This window comes from Enterococcus sp. AZ048 (assembly GCF_051715125.1).
Taxonomy (GTDB): domain Bacteria; phylum Bacillota; class Bacilli; order Lactobacillales; family Enterococcaceae; genus Enterococcus_A; species Enterococcus_A gilvus.
On the sequence record NZ_JBIOTD010000001.1, the window covers coordinates 1,260,002 to 1,280,671 of the forward strand.

Consider the following 20,670-nt stretch of genomic DNA (forward strand, 5'->3'; position numbering starts at 1 on the left):
ATCTGCAAATAATTGTTAGTATATTCGTGAAAAATCAATAAATTCTGACAATTCAATTGTAATTAAAAAGCTCTTATGCTACATTTGTGATATGTTTGTGAGGTGGAAAAAGTTTGGAAAATGAAGCCGCAATACAAGAATTTATGACCTATTTAATAACGGAGCGGGGATATTCAGAAAAGACAAAAGATGCGTATCAACAAGATATAGATGATTTTTCTCATTTTCTAGAAAGCTCTGGAGAAGCCTCTTTAATAGCAGTAGACCATTTGGATGTACGTGTTTATCTAGCCTTCTTAAATGATCAAAAATATAGTCGTAATACGATTAGTCGAAAAATTGCCAGTTTGCGATCTTTTTATCACTATTTATTGAAACACGAAAAAATCAAAGAGAATCCTTTTTCTTATGTACACCTTAAAAAAAAGCAAGCACGACTTCCACGTTTTTTTTACGAGAAGGAAATTGAGCTTTTGTTTGATAGTGTTAACGGGACAAAACCATTGGATCAACGAAATCGCGCACTATTAGAAGTGCTATATGGATCAGGGCTTCGAGTAAGTGAATGTGCAAACCTGACACTGTCAGTTATTGATCTAGATAATAGTGTGATGCTCATTCATGGTAAGGGAAACAAGGATCGCTATGTGCCGATAGGTTCTTATGCTGCGGATGCGATCCAAGAATTTATTCAAGACGGACGGAAAAAGTTAATGGATCATTTTGGCAAGGAGCATGATTACCTTTTTATTAATCATCGAGGAGAGCAAATTACCTCCACCGGAATCGAATATGTTCTTAATCAGCTTATTAAGAAAAGCAGCTTAACTAGCGACATTCATCCGCATATGCTTCGGCACACATTTGCCACACATTTACTTAATAATGGAGCAGATTTACGAACGGTTCAGGAGCTTTTAGGGCATGCTAATTTATCGACAACACAAATTTATACACACGTAACAAAAGAAAGTTTACAAAAAAGTTATCGCTCTTTTCACCCAAGAGCTTAAATTCAATGCAAAACGAAGGAGAGAACAAGATGTCTGAATCACAATTTCATTCAACAACGATCTGCGCGATCGAAAAAGATGGAAAATTAGCAATGGCAGGTGACGGTCAAGTCACTATGGGAGAACAAGTAATCATGAAAGGAACAGCTCGAAAAGTTCGTCGTATATACAACGGCAAAGTGGTCGTAGGATTTGCTGGAAGTGTAGCCGATGCATTTACTTTGGAAGAAAAGTTTGAGGGGAAATTAAACGAGTACAATGGAAATTTGCAACGTGCAGCAGTTGAATTAGCGCAAGAATGGCGTACACAACAAGCTATGAAAAATTTAGAAGCATTATTAATCGTTATGAACGATGAAGAAATGCTCTTAGTATCAGGAAACGGAGAGGTCATTGCACCAGATGATGGTATTTTGGCTATTGGATCAGGTGGAAACTATGCATTGGCAGCTTCTCGTGCCATGAAGAAGCACAACTCTGAAATGAGTGCTAAGGAAATCGCTGAAAGTGCATTGAATATTGCAGCTGATATTTGTGTGTTTACAAATCACAATATTATCGTAGAGGAAATGTAATATATTAAGATGGTCCATTAAATTTTTAAACATTTATCCTCTAATAATCTAAATAAGGAGAATCCAAGATGACTGAAGTAAATAAAACACCAAAAGAAATTGTGAGTGATTTAGATCAATATATAATCGGACAAAATGAAGCAAAGCGCTCTGTAGCGATCGCTTTACGGAATCGTTACCGTCGCATGCAATTGGAAGAATCCATGCAACAAGAAGTGACGCCAAAAAATATTTTAATGATTGGGCCCACTGGTGTTGGTAAGACAGAAATTGCTCGACGTTTAGCTCGGATTGTCAAAGCACCATTCGTAAAAGTTGAGGCTACGAAATTTACAGAAGTTGGTTATGTAGGTCGAGATGTAGAATCAATGGTTCGTGATTTAGTCGAAAATGCAATTACGATTGTTGAAAAAGATCAATATTCAAAAGTCTATTCGCAAGCTTTGAAGCGAGCAAATAAGCGCTTAGTGAAAATCTTGGTTCCAGGAATCAAAAAGGAACAAAAGCAAAGCAGCAATCCTTACGAACAGATGATGAATATCTTTAATCAAGCACAGACCGAAGCCAAAGAAGAGGTCACAGAAGATATTAAAGTTAATCGTCAAACGGTACAAGATCAATTAGAGAAAGGCTTACTAGATCAACGTGAAGTGACGATCGAAGTAACAGAACCCAAAAAATCAATGCCAATGAACAACGGATTAGAACAAATGGGAATTGATTTATCGGATACTCTTGGTGCTTTGACCCCTGAGAAAAAAGTTCAACGCACTGTAACGGTGAAAGAAGCGCAAGAACTATTAATAAAAGAGGAACAAGCACAATTAGTCAATGAGGGGGATATTTACACGGCAGCTATTAAATTAGCCGAGAGTTCAGGTATAATTTTTATTGACGAAATCGATAAAATCACTTCTAAGTCACAGCAAAATTCGGGTGAGGTTTCTCGTGAGGGTGTGCAGAGAGATATTCTGCCTATCGTTGAAGGCTCTCAAGTAAATACGAAATATGGTGCGATTCAAACAGACCATATTCTATTCATTGCAAGCGGTGCATTTAGTCTATCGAAACCGAGTGATTTGATTCCCGAATTGCAAGGTCGGTTCCCAATTCGCGTTGAATTAAGTGATTTATCGGCAGAAGATTTTGTTCAAATTTTGACTGAGCCGAATAACGCATTGATCAAACAATATATTGCTTTAGTTGGCACTGAGAATGTTGAGATTGTTTTCACACAGGAAGCAATTGAACGCATCGCACAAATCGCTTTTGATGTTAATCGTGAGACGGACAACATCGGTGCGCGACGATTACACACAATTTTGGAAAAATTATTAGAAGATCTTTTATTTGAAGCTCCAGATATGCAAATGGGAGAAATTAAGATTACCGAAGCTTATGTAGATGAAAAATTAGCTTCGATTGCGCAAAATAAAGATTTAAGTCGTTTCATTCTTTAAAAATGGAGGGGAAAAATGGAAACTTTATTAGAAAAAACACGTCAAATTAATAAGCTGATGCAGCAGAAAAATGCTTTTGAGCCAGCTGCGGAATTGCCTTATAATAATATGGCGCGCATTTTAGGGGATATTTTAGGCTCTTTGACGTATGTTATTGGGGCTGAAGGAGAGTTGTTGGGATTAAATGAGAAGATCGATATAAATACGGATCGTGTTCGTTCTTTTCTCGTAGATCGCCAATTTCCTGACAGTTATGTGGCTGAAATGAAGGAAGTTATAAAAACTGAAGCAAACATTCCCGTTGCGGATGAACTAACTGCTTTCCCAACGGAACGAGCAGAACTGTATCCAAATGGTTTGACGACGGTCATTCCGATTTTTGGGTCTGGTGAACGTCTGGGGACAATTGTATTGGCTCGTAAAGAAGGAGCCTTTGACGACGATGATCTCGTTTTAGCAGAATACGGTGCTACAGTAATCGGAATGGAAGTTTTATATCAACAGTTTTTGAATGTTGAAGAAAAGATCCGCAGCCAAACGGCTGTTCAAATGGCGATAAGCACCCTCTCATATAGTGAATTAAAGGCTGTAAAAGCAATTTTTGATGCATTGGAAGGCGATGAAGGTCGTTTAACTGCATCAAATATAGCTGATAAGATCGGAATTACTCGTTCAGTGATTGTGAATGCTCTAAGAAAATTAGAATCAGCAGGAATCATTGAATCACGGTCTTTAGGAATGAAAGGGACCTATTTAAAAGTCTTAAATCCATTATTTAAAGACGAGTTGGTAAAACATAAATAAGAAAGAATAAGGGGAATCCGAGCTTGTTCTAAGACTAAATAAATGAAAATTTGATTGTAAGAGTAGGAGTGGATACCATGTCAGTGACGATCAGTAATGATTTCTTGGAAGCAACAATAGACGAGAGAGGTGCCGAATTAACAAGTTTGCGCGCTAACGATATTGAATATATTTGGCAAGCAGATCCTAAATATTGGGGACGGCATGCGCCGTTTCTATTTCCTTTTGTCGGTCGATTGAAGAATGATGAGTATACGTATAAAGAAAAAACATATCCAATGGGACAACACGGTTTTGCTCGTGACAAAGATTTTAAAGTTGTTGAACATGCACAGGACAAAGCAATCTTCTTGCTTGAAAGTGATGAAGACACGAAAAAAATATACCCATTTGATTTTTCTTTGAGGATTAGCTATGAGGTTTGGGGTGAAGGGATTCGCATCCGATTTAATGTCGAAAATACTGGGACAGAAGAAATGATTTTTGCATTAGGCGGACATCCAGCGTTCAATATTCCTTTGACGGAGGATTTAAGTTTTGATGATTACTTTATTGCTTTTTCTCCTCAAAAATCACGAGTAAAAATCCCTCTTGAAGGACCCTTTACCAATTTGGATCAAAAAACAATTGGACAAACGAATACAAATATTCAATTGAGTCGTGAACTTTTTAAAGAAGATGCGCTGATCTATGAAACTCGAGGATTGAACGCGTATACTTTGGGCAGTGAAGAATCTTCACATAGCGTAACAGTAGCGTACAATAATATTCCTTATGTCGGGTTATGGTCACCGTATCCGTCTGAGGCACCTTTTGTCTGTATTGAACCTTGGTGGGGATTTGCTGATACCGTTGATAGTACAGGTCGTTTAGAAGATAAAGAAGGAATGAATCGCCTGGTTCCAAATGGGGAATTCAATACAGAATTCTCAATTACAGTTAGTTAAAAATTTTGACTATAAAATAGTAGAAAAGTATAAAAATCGCCTGCGAAAATTAGACCAAAAATCTAGTTTTCGTAGGCGACTTTTTTGGATTGCACCTCGTATTATTAATCAAATAAAACATCCCAAGCAGCATGATTATGCGCTTCAAAGCACATTTCAATTTGTTTCTTTGTATTCTTCTCTTCTGCTAATGAAGGGAGCGAAGACAAAGAGAACCAATCAATTTGTGTTGTTTCGATATTTTTGACAAAGTGTCCGCCGATTAAGCGGCACTCTACAAATATTTTACATACACTATAGGCATAGCGAGGAAGATTATGTTTATTCCTATCCTGAACAGCGGTGATTCTTAAAGGTTCAACTGTCAATCCAGTTTCCTCGAATGTTTCCTTCACAGTGTTTTCTTTGATGGATTGATCAATATCTACCCATCCGCCTGGCAAAGACCATAGTCCATTTTTTTCTTGAACAAGTAAAATCTTGTTGTCGGAAAATATGGCGGCTCGGGTGTCTAACTTAGGAGTAGGATACCCAACTTCTTCCGCAAATAATTGCCTTAAATGTGGAATGGGAATAGGTGATTGAACAGACAGCATCTCAGTGGCAATGGTACGAAGTCGTTCAAAGCGCTCTTGATCAAATGGATCTTTTGTATAAGTCAGACCAGCTTGTGCAAGTGCTTGAATCTCAATGGCCCAATCTAATAATTGTTCGTCCATTTATTTCTCCTTTTTATTTAATCCAAAAGAAACACGGTTTTCAGTCCCGGCCTTGATTCGCTGAATATTTTCTTTGTGGCGATAAATAATGTAACAAGTTAAGGCAAAACACACGAGCGTCAGTAGCCAATTAAAGGATGGTAAAATCGTAGGCCAAACAAAAGGCACGATAATGGACGAAATAGTTACGAAGATTGCCGAAGTAATACTAGCTGCACTGACCATGCTGGTGATAAAAAGAATGATTAAAAAAAATACTAGCGAATAAAAGAAAAATAGTGGAGCAAAGCCTAGCAGCATACCCGCACTGGTGGCAACGGCCTTTCCTCCCTTGAATCCTGCAAAAATAGGCAACGTGTGCCCAATGACCGCTACTAAACCAAACCACAGCGGATTCACATCTAAATGAAAAATGACTGGCAAACATGTTGCTAAGGTTCCCTTCAATAAGTCCATTGCGAAAACAACAAGTCCTGCTGTTCTGCCTAATACACGAAAGGTGTTGGTAGTCCCCGAATTGCCGCTGCCAAAATCACGTATGTCCTTCTTAAAGAAAAATTTTCCGATCCAAATACCAGAGGGGATAGAACCTAAAAGATAGGCTAAGACTAAAAGTATCGCGGTTTTCATATGAATCCTCATTTCTCTGTTTGTAAGGCTATTTTAGCAGATTTCAAAAGAGTGAACAAATTCTAATCACGTGATATACTATTTATCATAGAATGACAAAAAAATAATCTGAGTGAGGGAAAACTAATGACGTTTCAGAATCCTAGTCAAGAAAAAATCTTTCAGTATCTAGATGAAGCGAAAGTGATCGCAGTAGTTGGTTTGAGTGATAATCCTGAAAAAACCAGTTATCAAATCGCAGATGTTTTAAAATCGCATGGGTATAAATTATACGGCATTAATCCTAAATTGGCTGGAAAAATAATTAATGATATTCCAGTTGTAGAGAATTTATCGGCGGTTCCAGAAACAATTGATATTGTAGATGTTTTTAGAAGAAGTGAATTTTTACCAGACGTCGCAAAAGATTTTTTAACAGCGGATGCAAAAGTTTTCTGGGCACAGTTGGGTTTGAGTAGCGATGAGGCGGCAAGAATCCTGCAAGAAAAAGGATTTACGGATATTGTCATGGATCGTTGTATCAAGATTGAATTGAACAAAAAAGCGTGATCAATGAGTTGATTTTCTTAAAAAAAAAGCTTAAAATGCCTTTTCGGAAGCAGGAGAGGCTTTTTTTTTGCGCTTTTTTAGCGTATCATACAAATGATGTACTTTGGATAAGAAAGCTAGTTTAACTTTTTACGCGAGAGTGAGTCGCATAGTTAAATGGCCTATAGTATGGTACGAACAAATTTATTTCTATGTAAATAGATCATTACGTTTAGAAGTTAGGAGCTGTAGGATTGGCTAAGATGAACAATGAATACAATGACGCTTCGATCCAAGTGCTAGAGGGATTAGAAGCGGTTAGAAAACGTCCAGGAATGTATATTGGATCGACTGATAGTCGTGGCTTGCATCATTTAGTTTATGAGATCGTAGACAATGCAGTTGATGAAGCATTATCAGGGTATGGAAATGAAATTGATGTGACACTTCATTCTGATAATAGTATTGAAGTTAGCGACAAAGGACGAGGAATGCCTGTTGGGATGCATGCTTCAGGAATTCCAACTGTTGAGGTAATCTTTACGATTCTTCATGCTGGTGGTAAATTTGGTCAAGGCGGCTATAAAACTTCAGGAGGACTACATGGTGTAGGTGCCAGTGTAGTAAATGCGTTATCTGAATGGTTAAACGTCACGATTGTTCGGGATGGTGTTGAGTACCGCGAAGAATTTAAAGACGGCGGTAAGCCTCAAGGAACCTTAAAAAAAATCGGAAAGACTCGTAAACCGAACGGAACAACTGTACAATTTTTGCCAGATGCTCAAATTTTTTCGACATTAAATTTTTCTTATGAAACGTTATCCGAACGTCTAAGAGAGTCCGCCTTCTTATTACGTGGAGTGAAAATTACATTAACGGACTTACGTGGTGAAGAAAAAGTATCGGAAGTCTTTCATTTTGAAGAAGGTATTAAGGAATTTGTTGAGTATTTAAATGAAGATAAAGATACGTTGACACCTGTCGTCTATTTTTCAGGAGAACGTGAGGGCATCGAAGTTGAGTTTTCTTATCAATACAATGATGGCTATTCAGAAAATCTTCTTTCCTTTGTAAATAACGTACGAACAAAAGATGGCGGTACTCATGAATCAGGTATGAAAACTTCTATGACTAAGGCGTATAACGAATACGCTAGAAAATCTGGGTTATTGAAGGAAAAGGATAAAAACTTGGAAGGAACAGATTTTCGTGAGGGCCTTTCTGCTGTTTTGTCTGTTCGTATTCCAGAAAACTTATTGCAGTTTGAAGGTCAAACGAAGGAAAAACTGGGAACACCAGCAGCCCGCGGAGCAGTTGATAGCGTGATTGGTGAGCAAATGGGTTTTTATCTTCAAGAGAACAGTGAAAATAGTCAAATGTTGGTTCGTAAGGCGATCAAAGCCCGTGAGGCCCGTGAAGCTGCTCGCAAGGCACGTGAGGAAAGTCGAAATGGGAAAAAACGAAAAAAAGGCGAATCGCTACTTTCTGGTAAGTTAACGCCAGCGCAATCACGAAATGCTGCAAAAAATGAACTCTTCTTAGTCGAAGGAGACTCTGCGGGAGGATCTGCCAAACAAGGACGAGATCGGAAATTCCAGGCAATTTTACCGTTGCGAGGAAAAGTTATTAATACTGAAAAAGCAAAAATGCAAGATATTCTAAAAAATGAAGAAATTAATACAATGATTTATACGATTGGTGCGGGTGTCGGTCCTGAGTTTTCAATTGAAGACTGCAATTACGACAAAATTATTATTATGACCGATGCGGATACCGATGGTGCTCATATTCAAGTATTACTATTAACATTCTTTTATCGCTACATGAAGCCGTTGATTGAGGCAGGAAAGATTTATATTGCTTTGCCGCCTTTATATAAAGTTTCGAGAGGGACTGGACGAAAGCAAATCATTGAATATGCATGGACAGATGACGAATTAAAAGATGTGACAAAACAAGTTGGAAAAGGGTACATGTTGCAACGCTACAAAGGTCTTGGAGAGATGAATGCAGAGCAATTATGGGAAACCACTATGGATCCTGAACACCGTACGCTCGTTCGTGTACGAATTGACGATGCTGCCCAAGCGGAACGTCGTGTAACGACCTTAATGGGAGACAAAGTTGAACCGCGTCGTAAATGGATCGAAAATCATGTTCAGTTTACTTTAGAAGAAGATGGAAGTTTATTGGACAATAAAGAAGAAGCGTCTATTGGCGGAGTATCTGAACAACAAGAATCAGAAAAAGAAGCGGACGATGTAAAAGTAATCAGCTTGTTTGATGAGTAGGAGGTGGTCAAAGAATGGATACGAAAAGTTCAATTCAAGAATTAACATTGGAAGAAGTAATGGGGGACCGTTTTGGCCGCTATTCAAAATATATTATTCAAGAAAGAGCACTACCTGATATTCGTGATGGTTTGAAGCCTGTACAGCGACGAATTTTGTTTGCTATGAATAAAGATGGGAACACTTATGATAAAGGGTTCCGAAAATCAGCTAAATCTGTCGGTAATATTATGGGGAATTACCATCCGCATGGGGATAGTTCCATATACGATGCAATGGTTCGGATGAGCCAAGATTGGAAGCTTCGTCAAGTTTTAATTGAAATGCACGGAAATAATGGTTCAATGGACGGAGATCCGCCGGCGGCTATGCGTTATACAGAAGCGAGATTATCACAATTAAGCGGCGAGATGCTTAATGACATCGAGAAAGAAACCGTTGATTTTGTTTGGAACTTTGATGATACAGAAAAAGAACCAACCGTTTTACCTGCAGCTTATCCTAACTTATTAGTGAATGGGTCAACCGGTATTTCTGCTGGTTATGCAACTGAGATACCTACACATAATCTGTCTGAAGTAATTGATGGTGCGATTTATTTGATCGATCATCCGAATGCATCTTTAGATAAGATTATGGATTATATTCCTGGACCAGATTTCCCTACAGGTGGAATTTTACAAGGGAAGGCTGAAATAAAAAAAGCCTATGAAACAGGTAAAGGAAAAGTTATTTTACGCTCTAAAACGTCTATCGAGCCACTAAAGGGCGGTAAACAGCAAATTGTTATTCATGAAATTCCTTATGAAGTTAACAAAGCAGTTTTGGTTAAAAAAATGGACGAAATTCGATTGAATAAAAAGATCGACGGCATAGCTGAAGTACGTGATGAGTCTGATCGTACCGGATTGCAGGTAGTTGTAGAGTTAAAGAAAGATGCCAATGCAGAAGGTATTTTAAATTATTTATTCAAGAACACGGACTTACAAATTAATTATAATTTCAATATGGTAGCGATTGATAATATGACGCCGCAACAAGTCGGCTTAAAACATATTTTAGAGAGCTATGTTGAGCATCGCAAATCTGTGATCACGAAGCGCAGTCAATATGAACTTACAAAGGCTTTAAAACGACAACATATTGTTGAAGGATTGATAAAAGCTTTATCGATTCTTGATGAAGTGATTGCAACCATTCGCGGAAGTAAGGATAAAAAAGATGCGAAAAGCAACTTAGTTGAACGTTTTGATTTCAGTGAAGAACAGGCTGAGGCAATTGTGACGTTGCAACTTTATAGATTAACAAATACAGATATTACTCAATTAGAAAAAGAAGCAGATGAATTAGCTTCTGAGATTAAAGAATTACACTTGATTCTGAATAGCGAGAAAGAATTACACAAGGTAATGAAACAAGAGTTGCGTCAAATTAAAAAGAATTATGGCAATCCTCGTTTAACAAAAATCGAAGATGAAATTAGTGAAATTAAAATTGAGACAGAAGTACTGATAGCTCAAGAAGATGTCATTGTGACACTCACAAAAGAAGGCTACTTAAAACGAAGCAGTGTGCGTTCGTATAATGCTTCGCGTCCAGATGAGCATGGAATGAAAGATGGCGACTCGATTATATTTATTGATAAATTAAGCACTCTGGACCATTTACTGATTCTCACAAATCATGGAAATATGATTTATCGACCAATTCACGAAATCACCGAATTGAAGTGGAAAGACGTTGGCGAACATATTTCGCAAACAATTACTAATTTATCAATGAGCGAAGAAATCATTGCCGCATTTCCTTACAAAGAAATCGATGCCAATAAGCTCTTCATCTTTATGAGTAAAGAGGGGATGATCAAACAGACTCGTATGTCTGAATTTTCTCCTTGGAGGACGTATCGTAGTCGACCAACCGCAGCAATGAAAATGAAAAATGATTCCGACCAAATTGTTTCTGTCTTCTTGACAAGCGATGTTCGCAACGTAGATGTTTTCATCGCGTCACATCGTGCGTTTGGATTACGGTATCCTTTAGAAGAAGTTCCAGTTGTTGGGGCGAAGGCTGCTGGAGTCAAGGCAATTAACCTAAAAGAAGGGGATTATGTCGTATCTGGTGCGTTGGTACCATCGGAAGGCGACTCGCCAATTCTTTTACTTAGTCAACGAGGAGCCGCAAAACGGATGCTTGCCCAAGAGTTGCCGCAGTTAGGCAGAGCAAAACGTGGCCTGATGATTTTCCGCGAGTTGAAAAAGAATCCGCATCGTTTGGTGTACATGACTACGGATATAGAGGGAACACTCATTTTGACTACCAATAAAGGAATTGAGAAAGAGTTGGAAATTTCTAAAGTAGCCATTAGTGATCGAATCTCTAACGGAACATTCACAATTGACGAAAAACAAGATGGCGCGCTTTTCTCTGCGTATCATCCGCAAGAATTGACCGAAGAATAATGTTCTGTACTATATGATTATGTTACAGACGGGTATCTGTTTTAAAACAGATACCCGTTTTTTTAATCACAAATTTACGAGTTTCTGGTCTTTAAATTTAATATTTAATAAAGAATAAATATAGTTAAATGCTTTTACACCAATGGTTGTAGGCTTTTTCAGAATAGAAATTATTTTCTAATTAATCTTTCACAAGGAAAGGCTTGCATAAAAGAATTTATGTGTTATACTTTGTTCGTAAAGCTGTAGCAATGAAGTTTTTATATTCTAAGGAGGTCCTTTTGAATGGGAACTGCAACAAATGAACTAGAAAAGATGAAAAACACTGAGAAGTCTGCATGGGAAGGCTTTAAGGGGCATCTGTGGAAGAGTGAAATCAATACTCGTGATTTTATTCAAGCAAACTACACACCTTATGAAGGCGCTGCCGATTTCTTAGCAGATCCAACAGAATCAACAAACGAATTATGGGGCAAGCTACAAGAACTTCAAAAACAAGAACGTGAAAACGGCGGCGTATTGGATATGGAAGCAGATATTGTCTCTGCAGCCAATGCTTATGGTGCTGGATATATCGATGAGAGTATGAAAGAGAAAGAAACAATCGTCGGTATTCAAACAGACAAACCATTAAAACGTGCATTCATGCCTTATGGTGGTATTCGTATGGCAGAAGAATCGCTTGAAAGATACGGTTACACTCCAAATCCTAAATACACTGAAATCTTTAATGATTATCACAAAACGCACAATCAAGCAGTTTTCGATGTATATACGCCTGAGATTCGTGCAGCTCGTCGTGCGAAAATTATTACGGGACTTCCCGATACTTACGGACGTGGTCGAATTGTTGGAGATTACCGTCGTGTAGCTCTATACGGAATTGATTATTTAATGGAACAGAAATTAAAAGATCATGCAAATTCTGGACACGGTCAGTTCACAGAAGAAGACATTCGTTTACGTGAAGAAATCAGCGATCAATACAAAGCATTGAAACGTATCAAAGAAATGGCAGAAGCCTATGGGTTTGATATTTCTCGTCCAGCTGAAAATGCGACTGAAGCTGTACAATGGACATATTTTGGCTACTTAGCTGCTATTAAAGAACAAAATGGTGCTGCAATGTCAATCGGACGTGTGTCTACTTTCTTGGATATTTATATCCAACGCGATATTGAAAATGGAACAATGACTGAAGAACAAGCGCAAGAATTAATTGATCATTTAGTAATGAAATTACGTATGGTTAAATTTGCTCGGATTCCTTCATACAATGAATTGTTCTCTGGCGACCCAGTTTGGGCAACACTTTCAATCGCAGGTATGGGTATGGACGGACGTACTTTAGTTACTAAGAATGATTTCCGTTTCCTACACACGTTGGAAAACATGGGACCATCCCCAGAACCGAACTTGACTGTATTATATTCTTCTCGTTTACCTGAAGGATTTAAGGATTACGCAGCGAAGATCTCGATCGATACTTCTTCGATTCAATACGAAAATGACGATGTTATGCGCCCAGTGTGGTTAGACGACTATGCGATCTGCTGCTGTGTGTCTGCTACACAGACAGGGAAAGAAATGCAATTCTTTGGTGCTCGTGCCAACTTAGCAAAAGCATTGTTGTATGCGATCAACGGTGGGGTCGATGAAAAATCTAAAACGCAAGTCGGTCCTGATCTGCGTCCAATTGAATCAGATGAAGCATTGGACTTCGATGACGTGATGGCTAAATATGATGATATGTTAGAATGGTTAGCTGGAATGTATGTGAATACTTTAAATGCGATTCACTATATGCATGATAAATATTATTATGAAGCGGCTGAACTAGCCTTAATGGATACGAACTTGAAACGTACTTTTGCAACAGGAATTGCTGGATTCTCTCATGTTGTTGACTCATTGGCTGCAATTAAGTATGCGAAAGTATTCCCAGTTCGTGATGAAGATGGTATCGTTACTGACTTTAAGATAGATGGTGATTTCCCTAAATACGGAAATGACGACATGCGTGCAGATGATTTAGCCGTTTGGCTATTGAAGACATTCATGGAGAAATTAGAACACTATCATACTTACCGTAATTCAGAACCAACAACATCAATTTTAACAATTACTTCAAATGTTGTTTACGGAAAAGCAACTGGAGCAATGCCTGATGGACGTAAAGCAGGCGAACCACTAGCTCCTGGAGCAAATCCTTCTTACGGTGCTGAGCAAAACGGACTATTAGCATCTCTTAACTCGTTAACAAAATTACCTTATGAATACGCGTTAGATGGTATTTCAAATACACAAAGTATTAATCCAGATGCTTTAGGTCACGATGAAGATGAACGTATTGAAAACTTGACAAACGTTTTAGACGGCTACTTTGATCAAGGGGCTCATCATTTAAACGTGAACGTTTTTGGAAAAGAAAAATTAGTCGATGCAATGGAACATCCAGAAAAAGAAGAATATGCTAACTTCACAATTCGAGTTTCTGGCTACGCTGTTAAATTTATTGATTTAACACGTGAACAACAAGAAGATGTAATCAGTCGTACATTCCACGCAAAAATGTAATTACTGATTCAATAAATGAAGTGGTTCGTAAGGGCGGATGGACGGAGGTCTATTCGCCTTACTTACTATCATGGTTTTATAAGGAACGATTAAAAATTTCGGAAGAAGTTTTATATATAAGGGAGGACTGTTTATGTCTACTGTGGCTGAACAACCTATTGTCGGAAATGTCCATTCAATCGAGAGTTTCGGATCTGTAGATGGTCCAGGGGTGCGCTTTATTGTATTTATGCAAGGTTGCCGCATGCGCTGTCAATTTTGTCATAATCCAGATACTTGGAAGATCAATGATCCGAAGGCAAAAAAGAGAACCGCTGACGATATTTTAAAGGAAGCGTTGAATTATCAAAGCTACTGGGGGAAAAAGGGTGGAATAACTGTAAGTGGTGGAGAACCTTTGCTGCAAATTGATTTTCTAATTGATTTATTTAAAAAAGCGAAAGAAATGGGAATCAACACGACTTTAGACAGTTGTGGCAAGCCGTTTACCTTTGAAGAGCCGTTCTTTTCCAAGTTTGAAGAATTAATGGAATACACTGATTTAATTTTATTCGATATTAAACAAATTGATAATCAAAAACACAAAGAATTAACTGGTCACACCAATGACAATATTTTAGAGATGGCGAAATATCTTTCAGATATTAATAAGCCTGTTTGGATTCGACATGTATTAGTACCTTTTAGAAGTGACTACGACGAATTTTTAATTCGATTAGATAAATTTATTAAGAGCTTGAATAATGTTGATAAAGTAGAAATTTTGCCTTATCACACGATGGGTAAGTATAAGTGGGAAGAGATGGGACTAAAATATCCCTTAGAAGGCATCGAATCACCAACAGATGATCGTGTAGAAAATGCAAAAAAATTATTGCATACAGAGGATTACAAAGGCTATTTAAAACGTAAAAATTAGATAACTTGAAGGAAAAGGACAAGAGAAATTGTTGTCCTTTTTATTTATGTAAATAGTTAATAGATTGAAAATTACAGGTATTATTTTTGAAAAAGGCAGCATCTGGTTGCTCTTTTGCTTTTTTTTGATATGATAAAGAAGAACCTATTTAAAGGAGCGAATCAACTATGGGAAAAGTTTTAATTTTTGGACATCAAAATCCGGATACAGATGCAATCGGAGCAGCGATTGCTTACGCCAACTTACAAAAAGAATTAGGTGTCGATGCAGAAGCAGTGGCGCTAGGAACACCAAATGAAGAGACGCAATTCGCTTTGGACCACTTCGGTTTGACGGCTCCTCGTGTGGTAGAAAAAATGGCAGTTGAAGCAAGTGACGTTATGCTAGTCGACCATAATGAATTCCAGCAAAGTGCCGCTGATATTGAAGAATTAAATATATTGGCAGTAGTGGATCATCACCGGATCGCAAATTTCCAAACAGCAAATCCTCTTTACTACCGTGCGGAGCCTGTGGGCTGTACTTCTACGATTGTTTTAAAGCTTTATAAAGAAAACAATATTGCTGTTCCAGCGAAAATTGCAGGTATGATGTTATCAGCAATTGTATCTGACACGTTGCTATTCAAATCACCAACATGCACGCAAGAAGATATTGATGCAGCTAACGAATTAGCAGAAGTTTCAGGAGTCGATTTAAATAGTTATGGACTTGACTTATTAAAAGCAGGAACGAACTTAGGCACTAAAACAGAAGCAGAATTGTTAGACTTAGATGCTAAATCATTCCCGATGGCTGACAAAACAGTTCGTATTGCTCAAGTAAATACTGTTGATCTTGCAGAAGTGTTTATACGTCAGGAAGCGCTACGGGATGCTATGTTAGAAGAAAACGTCAAAAACGGATATGATCTATTCTTATTGCTTGTTACGAATGTATTGGATTCTGATTCGGAACTTTTGGTAGCAGGAGAGCCGAGAGAAATGGTCACAGAAGCATTTCAGGTGAAGCTTGAAAATGACCGTGCTTTCTTACCAGGAGTAGTATCACGGAAGAAACAAATCGTTCCTCAATTGACGGAAGCATTTGAAAAATAAATTAACGTATATAAAGTGGACTTTTGTAAGTCCACTTTTTTGTGGAAATTTTCAAATAGGAATATAATCATTGGAGATATCCATTCAAGAAAGTAGGAAGCTATGCAAATCTATACAAATAATAGAAAGACGGAACAACTAGTTGGACAATTAGAAGTAAAGAAATTACTCAATTATTTTGAGCAATTACATGAACCCGTGATTTTAAGAGAAATCCGGAAAAAATTCCCTGATATGAAACATTTGGATAAGCATTTGGATTTTTTAATTGATAATGGTTTTATTTCAAGGAAAGATCGGCGATATTATTTTCGTTTAGAGATAACAAAGGAGTATCCGTTGGATAAAGAAATCAGTGACTTTATTCAGGAATATGCAACCAAGTTCTCAAGAGAAGAACTTTTGGTTTGGCTGGGAGAAAATTTTTGGAGTGATGAAGTAGATAAGGTTCTTGCAGTGGATTTTCCGATGCCAACGCGTGAAAGGTTAGACAGTAAAAATGTTCGATTAGTGACTATTAATCGTGGTGGAGAGTTGCCAGAAACATTACCAAACTATTTTGAGCATATCGACCAACCTGCACTATTTCCAAATTTAGCTAAATTAATCGGAGACGTTCATGCTGAATTTTTTACAAATCAATTGGAGTTGATTCTTGAACGAGTAATTTCAGGAAAAAAACCGCGTCGTGATTCAATTTTTCTTCAAAGTCTATTAACAAGTCAAACGATAACTTCTGATCCTGACTGGCAATTGATTGTGCCGGTGTTTGAGAACGTTCCTTCAGTTCCTTTTCCAGCAGAAATGACTAAGGACCTGCAATTTTTCTTTGCGCGTCAATTAGCGGATTCTTTATTGAAGGAGCAAAAAAGTTTTACATATTTGATAAAAAAGAGGTCCTGATCCATGCAGCGAATCATAAAAGGCATCATTTTAGTTATTAGCTTCTTATTGGTTTTCGGAGGCATTTATTATGCGAAGTTCCGATATTTTGGACCTGGAACCTTGCCTAAGCAGAGAGACGTTCATTATTCCAATGTACCAACAGTCTTTATACATGGTTACGAAGGAAACTCTTTTTCGTTTGGTCCATTACTTCGTCAACTTGAAAGAGACAACATTGCAAAACGTGAAATGACGATTGTTGTTCAGGCGGACGGCAAGTTGTCTGTAGAAGGCAAGTTAAAGAATATGAATGATAATCCGACAATTATGGTTCTTTTTTCAAAAGATGTTCCAGATGAAATCACTCAAAGTCAATGGATTGATAAAGTGATGCGCTATTTATACGAACAAAAAATTACGAGAGTAAACTTAGTGAGCCATTCAATGGGAGGTGTCTCTTCTCTTCGATACTTGTTGGAATATGCAGGAGATAGAACGCCTTCAGTAGAAAGGTTTGTCGCAATTTCGGCACCGTTTAATGATCTAGAAATTGCTGAAGATACAGAGGATGTATTTTCTTATGAAATGACTGATGGGGGGCCCACTGGCGAAACCCCGATTTATCAATACTTTGATAAGGCGATGAATAAACTGCCGTCAAATTTAAACGTGTTAAGCGTCGCTGGAGATTTAGGCGACGGATCCGCTAGCGATGGCTCCGTTTCGACACATAGTGCATTTGCGTTACGGTTACTATTTAAAAAGCATGCTAAAAGTTATCAAGAATTAATTGTGAAAGGCGCAGGACACTCATCAATTACGAAAAGCGCGGAGTTGAAAAATGAATTGATCCGTTTTATTTGGAAAAAAGCAGCATGAAGTTAAGGCTTCATGCTGCTTTTTTGACGTTTGCGCACTTTTTTTGTCCAAAATCCACCAGAAATATATTTGGGTTCGTAGGAAATGATAAAGGCTCTGTCTTCGACTTCTTTTATCAACGCATAGAGGGTTCGTTCTGTTTTACGAGGCGATAAGATTTCAAGAACCATTCGTCCACCCTCTAGTCCCTCACCGTAAGATTGTGTGACCCCATAGCCGTTGTTACGAAGAATACGTGGTAAGCTCGCTTCTTGGTCTGTATTTGTCGGCAAAATGACAGTAACCATAATATAGCCAAGTGCTAACTTGTCTTCAATCTTTATTCCGACGCTTATGCCAATAGCATAGCCTAAAGCGTAAGTAAGTAAATTAAGAGGATTGTCTAAACGGTTCAATACCATCGACAGGCCAAGAATGTAAATCGTGATCTCAACCATACTCATCAATGGGGCCAACACTCGGTAGCCCTTCATCGTGAGCATAAATCGAAGGGTGTTCAAGGTGACGTAGGAAAAGTTGATAACAAAGATCATCAGCAGCATTTTTATGTCAATCATTATAAAACCTCCAAATTCATGTGATTTATTCTATAGTCAATCATTTATCCAATTCTTTTTTCTATGGGTACTAGCCTAACGATTATTTTTCTAAAACGCAAATAGAAGGAAAAAAAGATTAAAATCTTTTTTTGTTAGTGGTCAAAAAAGCGAAAAATATATATAATGATTGTTATTTTTTGGAGAAAAATTGAATTATTTTAAGGAATTGAAATTTTTGTCTTCTATTTTAATTCTTATTATAATATAATATTAGGTAGGGACATTTAATAATGTGGAGCCAGAATAATAGAACGCTTAACGAGTTGTTTGTTAAGTCTTTGTGTTATTATAATAGAACAAAGAATGTTTTTATTATTAGACTTTGCACATCGAAATGTAATCTAAGAACGCTTCGCCGTTCATTTGAAAAGGTGGTTCTCATGGAAAATTATAATCAAGTTGGAACGCAACATGTGGAAGATGCTAAGAGAACATTTTTGTCTGGCGAGAATTTTTATGCGCAACATTTATTAGGAGCGCATCAAGTGCAGGACGGCTACGTTTTTCGAGTATGGGCACCCAATGCATTAGCAGTATCTCTAGTAGGTGATTTTAACGATTGGCAAGATCTCCCGATGAAGAAAGACGAAGATAGTGGGATTTGGGAAGTGTTCACGAACAGTGCGAAAGAAGGAGAATTGTACAAATTCAAAGTGCAACAGGCAAATGGTCGAGAAATTTTAAAGATTGATCCTTTTGCTGTTCGATTTGAGGAAAGGCCTGGAGATGCCGCAGAACTATATACTTTCCCTGAAAAAAAATGGAAAGATGGTCTTTGGCGAGGGCGCAGTAAGCGTTCCAATGCTTTTAAACGACCTATGAGTATTTATGAGGTTCATGCGAGTTCTTGGAAGCATCACGAAGACGGCACCCCTTATAGTTTCACGGAGTTAAAAGAGGAGCTCATCCCATATTTAGTTAGCATGAATTATACTCACATTGAATTTATGCCGCTAATGGAGCATCCGTTAGGCAGATCTTGGGGATATCAATTGATTGGGTATTTTGCGTTTAGTTCATATTATGGTTCACCAGCAGAATTTCAAGATTTTGTCGAAGCTTGTCATCTAAATAACATTGGTGTATTCGTTGACTGGGTACCTGGTCACTATTGTATCAACGATGACACGTTGCCTTATTACGATGGCACCCCTCAATTTGAATATACGGATTCTGATCGGGCGAAAAACAATCGTTGGGGTTCGATTAACTTTGATCTCGGGAAACCACAAGTTCAAAGCTTTCTGATTTCCAGTGCAATGTTTTGGATCGAGATGTTTCATATTGACGGCTTTCGTGTGGATGCGGTCTCCAGTATGATCTATCGGGACTATGATGACGGTCCATGGACGCCGAATCATGAGGGCGGAAATCGTAATTTTGAAGGCTATTATTTTCTACAAAAATTGAATGCTGTAATTAAATTAGCACATCCCAACGTAGTGATGATCGCGGAAGAAAGCTCTTCTGAAACTCCAGTGACTGGCATGATCGAAAGCGGTTCTTTAGGCTTTGATTTCAAATGGAATATGGGATGGATGAACGATATTTTGCGTTTTTACGAGATGGACCCAGTATACCGAAAAGACAATTTTAACTTGATTACTTTTTCATTCATGTACATGATGCAGGAGAATTTTATATTGCCGCTGTCACATGACGAAGTGGTTCATGGTAAAAAGAGCCTGATGCATAAAATGTGGGGAGATCGGTACAAGCAATTTGCCCAGTTAAGAAATATGTACACGTACTTCATGACCCACCCAGGGAAAAAATTAATGTTTATGGGTGGTGAATGGGGGCAGTTTCTAGAGTGGAAGTTTGACGAAGGTTTAGAGTGGGACGATTTGAAGGATGCGAAGAATCATTCAATGTTGCAGTTCACTTCAGAACTAAATCATTTTTACAAAAAACAAACGGCTTTATGGGAAATGGAAGATTCCTATGAAACAATTGAAATTATTGATGCAGATAATACCGAGGAGTCCGTTTTGTCATTCATTCGCAAAGGAAAACGAAAGAAAGATTTCTTGATTGTCATTTTGAATATGACCCCAATTGAACGTAGAGATTTTCGTATCGGTGTTCCATACCCAGGAGCTTATACTGAAGTTTGGAATACAGAAATGGAAGAATTTGGCGGAACATGGACAAAACACAACGCAGATTGTCAAAGTGAATCAATTGAATTTAAAGAGTACGGACAGTCGATTAAAACGACAGTCCCTGCCTTAGGAGCAATTATTTTAAAACCAGAGTCAATCAATATACGTAAGAAATAGAGG

The 20,670-nt window shown here is 37.8% G+C and carries 17 protein-coding genes; 14 read left to right on the forward strand and 3 right to left on the reverse strand.

Annotated elements, in window-relative coordinates:
- The first annotated feature begins 113 nt into the window (after window positions 1-113).
- The 5 genes from xerC (at window position 114) to IGI66_RS06230 (ending at window position 4,799) form a co-directional block, all read left to right on the forward strand.
- Window positions 114-1,013, forward strand: a complete 900-nt coding sequence (gene xerC / locus IGI66_RS06210; RefSeq protein ID WP_438848082.1) for a tyrosine recombinase XerC — start codon at window positions 114-116, stop codon at window positions 1,011-1,013.
- 29 nt (window positions 1,014-1,042) lie between these two features.
- Window positions 1,043-1,588: an ATP-dependent protease subunit HslV gene (gene hslV / locus IGI66_RS06215; protein WP_010780935.1), complete on the forward strand. Its 546-nt coding sequence runs from the start codon at window positions 1,043-1,045 to the stop codon at window positions 1,586-1,588.
- 68 nt (window positions 1,589-1,656) lie between these two features.
- Entirely contained in the window at window positions 1,657-3,048 is a 1,392-nt protein-coding gene (gene hslU / locus IGI66_RS06220) for an ATP-dependent protease ATPase subunit HslU (RefSeq protein ID WP_316406158.1), read from the forward strand.
- A 15-nt stretch (window positions 3,049-3,063) separates the two neighbouring features.
- A complete protein-coding gene (codY, locus tag IGI66_RS06225) occupies window positions 3,064-3,852 on the forward strand; it encodes a GTP-sensing pleiotropic transcriptional regulator CodY (RefSeq protein WP_010780933.1) in 789 nt (262 codons plus the stop codon).
- Window positions 3,853-3,929: 77 nt separating this feature from the next.
- Entirely contained in the window at window positions 3,930-4,799 is an 870-nt protein-coding gene (locus IGI66_RS06230) for an aldose 1-epimerase family protein (protein WP_438848084.1), read from the forward strand.
- Window positions 4,800-4,903: 104 nt separating this feature from the next.
- On the opposite strand, the gene IGI66_RS06235 is transcribed toward IGI66_RS06230, so the two are convergent.
- Entirely contained in the window at window positions 4,904-5,518 is a 615-nt protein-coding gene (locus IGI66_RS06235; RefSeq protein ID WP_301516858.1) for an NUDIX hydrolase N-terminal domain-containing protein, read from the reverse strand.
- Entirely contained in the window at window positions 5,519-6,148 is a 630-nt protein-coding gene (gene plsY / locus IGI66_RS06240; protein ID WP_086304292.1) for a glycerol-3-phosphate 1-O-acyltransferase PlsY, read from the reverse strand.
- 126 nt (window positions 6,149-6,274) lie between these two features.
- On the opposite strand from plsY, the gene IGI66_RS06245 reads away from it, so the two are divergent.
- The 8 genes from IGI66_RS06245 (at window position 6,275) to IGI66_RS06280 (ending at window position 17,786) form a co-directional block, all read left to right on the forward strand.
- The gene (locus tag IGI66_RS06245) at window positions 6,275-6,697 is read left to right on the forward strand and encodes a CoA-binding protein (RefSeq protein WP_438848087.1); all 423 of its coding nucleotides are present in this window, start codon (window positions 6,275-6,277) and stop codon (window positions 6,695-6,697) included.
- 242 nt (window positions 6,698-6,939) lie between these two features.
- Window positions 6,940-8,967, forward strand: a complete 2,028-nt coding sequence (gene parE, locus IGI66_RS06250) for a DNA topoisomerase IV subunit B (protein WP_086304470.1) — start codon at window positions 6,940-6,942, stop codon at window positions 8,965-8,967.
- A gap of 14 nt (window positions 8,968-8,981) precedes the next feature.
- On the forward strand, window positions 8,982-11,429 hold the full coding sequence (gene parC, locus IGI66_RS06255; RefSeq protein ID WP_367377855.1) for a DNA topoisomerase IV subunit A: 2,448 nt from the start codon (window positions 8,982-8,984) through the stop codon (window positions 11,427-11,429).
- 285 nt (window positions 11,430-11,714) lie between these two features.
- Complete coding sequence (gene pflB / locus IGI66_RS06260; RefSeq protein WP_086304286.1) at window positions 11,715-14,006, forward strand: formate C-acetyltransferase; 2,292 nt, start codon at window positions 11,715-11,717, stop codon at window positions 14,004-14,006.
- Between the two features lie 133 nt (window positions 14,007-14,139).
- Window positions 14,140-14,925, forward strand: coding sequence for a pyruvate formate-lyase-activating protein (gene pflA, locus IGI66_RS06265; RefSeq protein ID WP_086304284.1), 786 nt, complete (start codon window positions 14,140-14,142; stop codon window positions 14,923-14,925).
- A gap of 167 nt (window positions 14,926-15,092) precedes the next feature.
- Window positions 15,093-16,022, forward strand: coding sequence for a manganese-dependent inorganic pyrophosphatase (locus IGI66_RS06270; RefSeq protein WP_010780924.1), 930 nt, complete (start codon window positions 15,093-15,095; stop codon window positions 16,020-16,022).
- A gap of 102 nt (window positions 16,023-16,124) precedes the next feature.
- Window positions 16,125-16,925, forward strand: coding sequence for a DUF1803 domain-containing protein (locus tag IGI66_RS06275; protein WP_438848090.1), 801 nt, complete (start codon window positions 16,125-16,127; stop codon window positions 16,923-16,925).
- A gap of 3 nt (window positions 16,926-16,928) precedes the next feature.
- Entirely contained in the window at window positions 16,929-17,786 is an 858-nt protein-coding gene (locus IGI66_RS06280; RefSeq protein ID WP_438848092.1) for an alpha/beta hydrolase, read from the forward strand.
- Between the two features lie 2 nt (window positions 17,787-17,788).
- Here IGI66_RS06280 and IGI66_RS06285 read toward each other — a convergent pair whose 3' ends face one another.
- Window positions 17,789-18,343, reverse strand: a complete 555-nt coding sequence (locus IGI66_RS06285) for a DUF2179 domain-containing protein (RefSeq protein ID WP_010780921.1) — start codon at window positions 18,341-18,343, stop codon at window positions 17,789-17,791.
- Between the two features lie 422 nt (window positions 18,344-18,765).
- Here IGI66_RS06285 and glgB point away from each other — a divergent pair, with 422 nt between their 5' ends.
- Window positions 18,766-20,667, forward strand: coding sequence for a 1,4-alpha-glucan branching protein GlgB (glgB, locus tag IGI66_RS06290; protein ID WP_438848094.1), 1,902 nt, complete (start codon window positions 18,766-18,768; stop codon window positions 20,665-20,667).
- Window positions 20,668-20,670 lie beyond the last annotated feature (3 nt).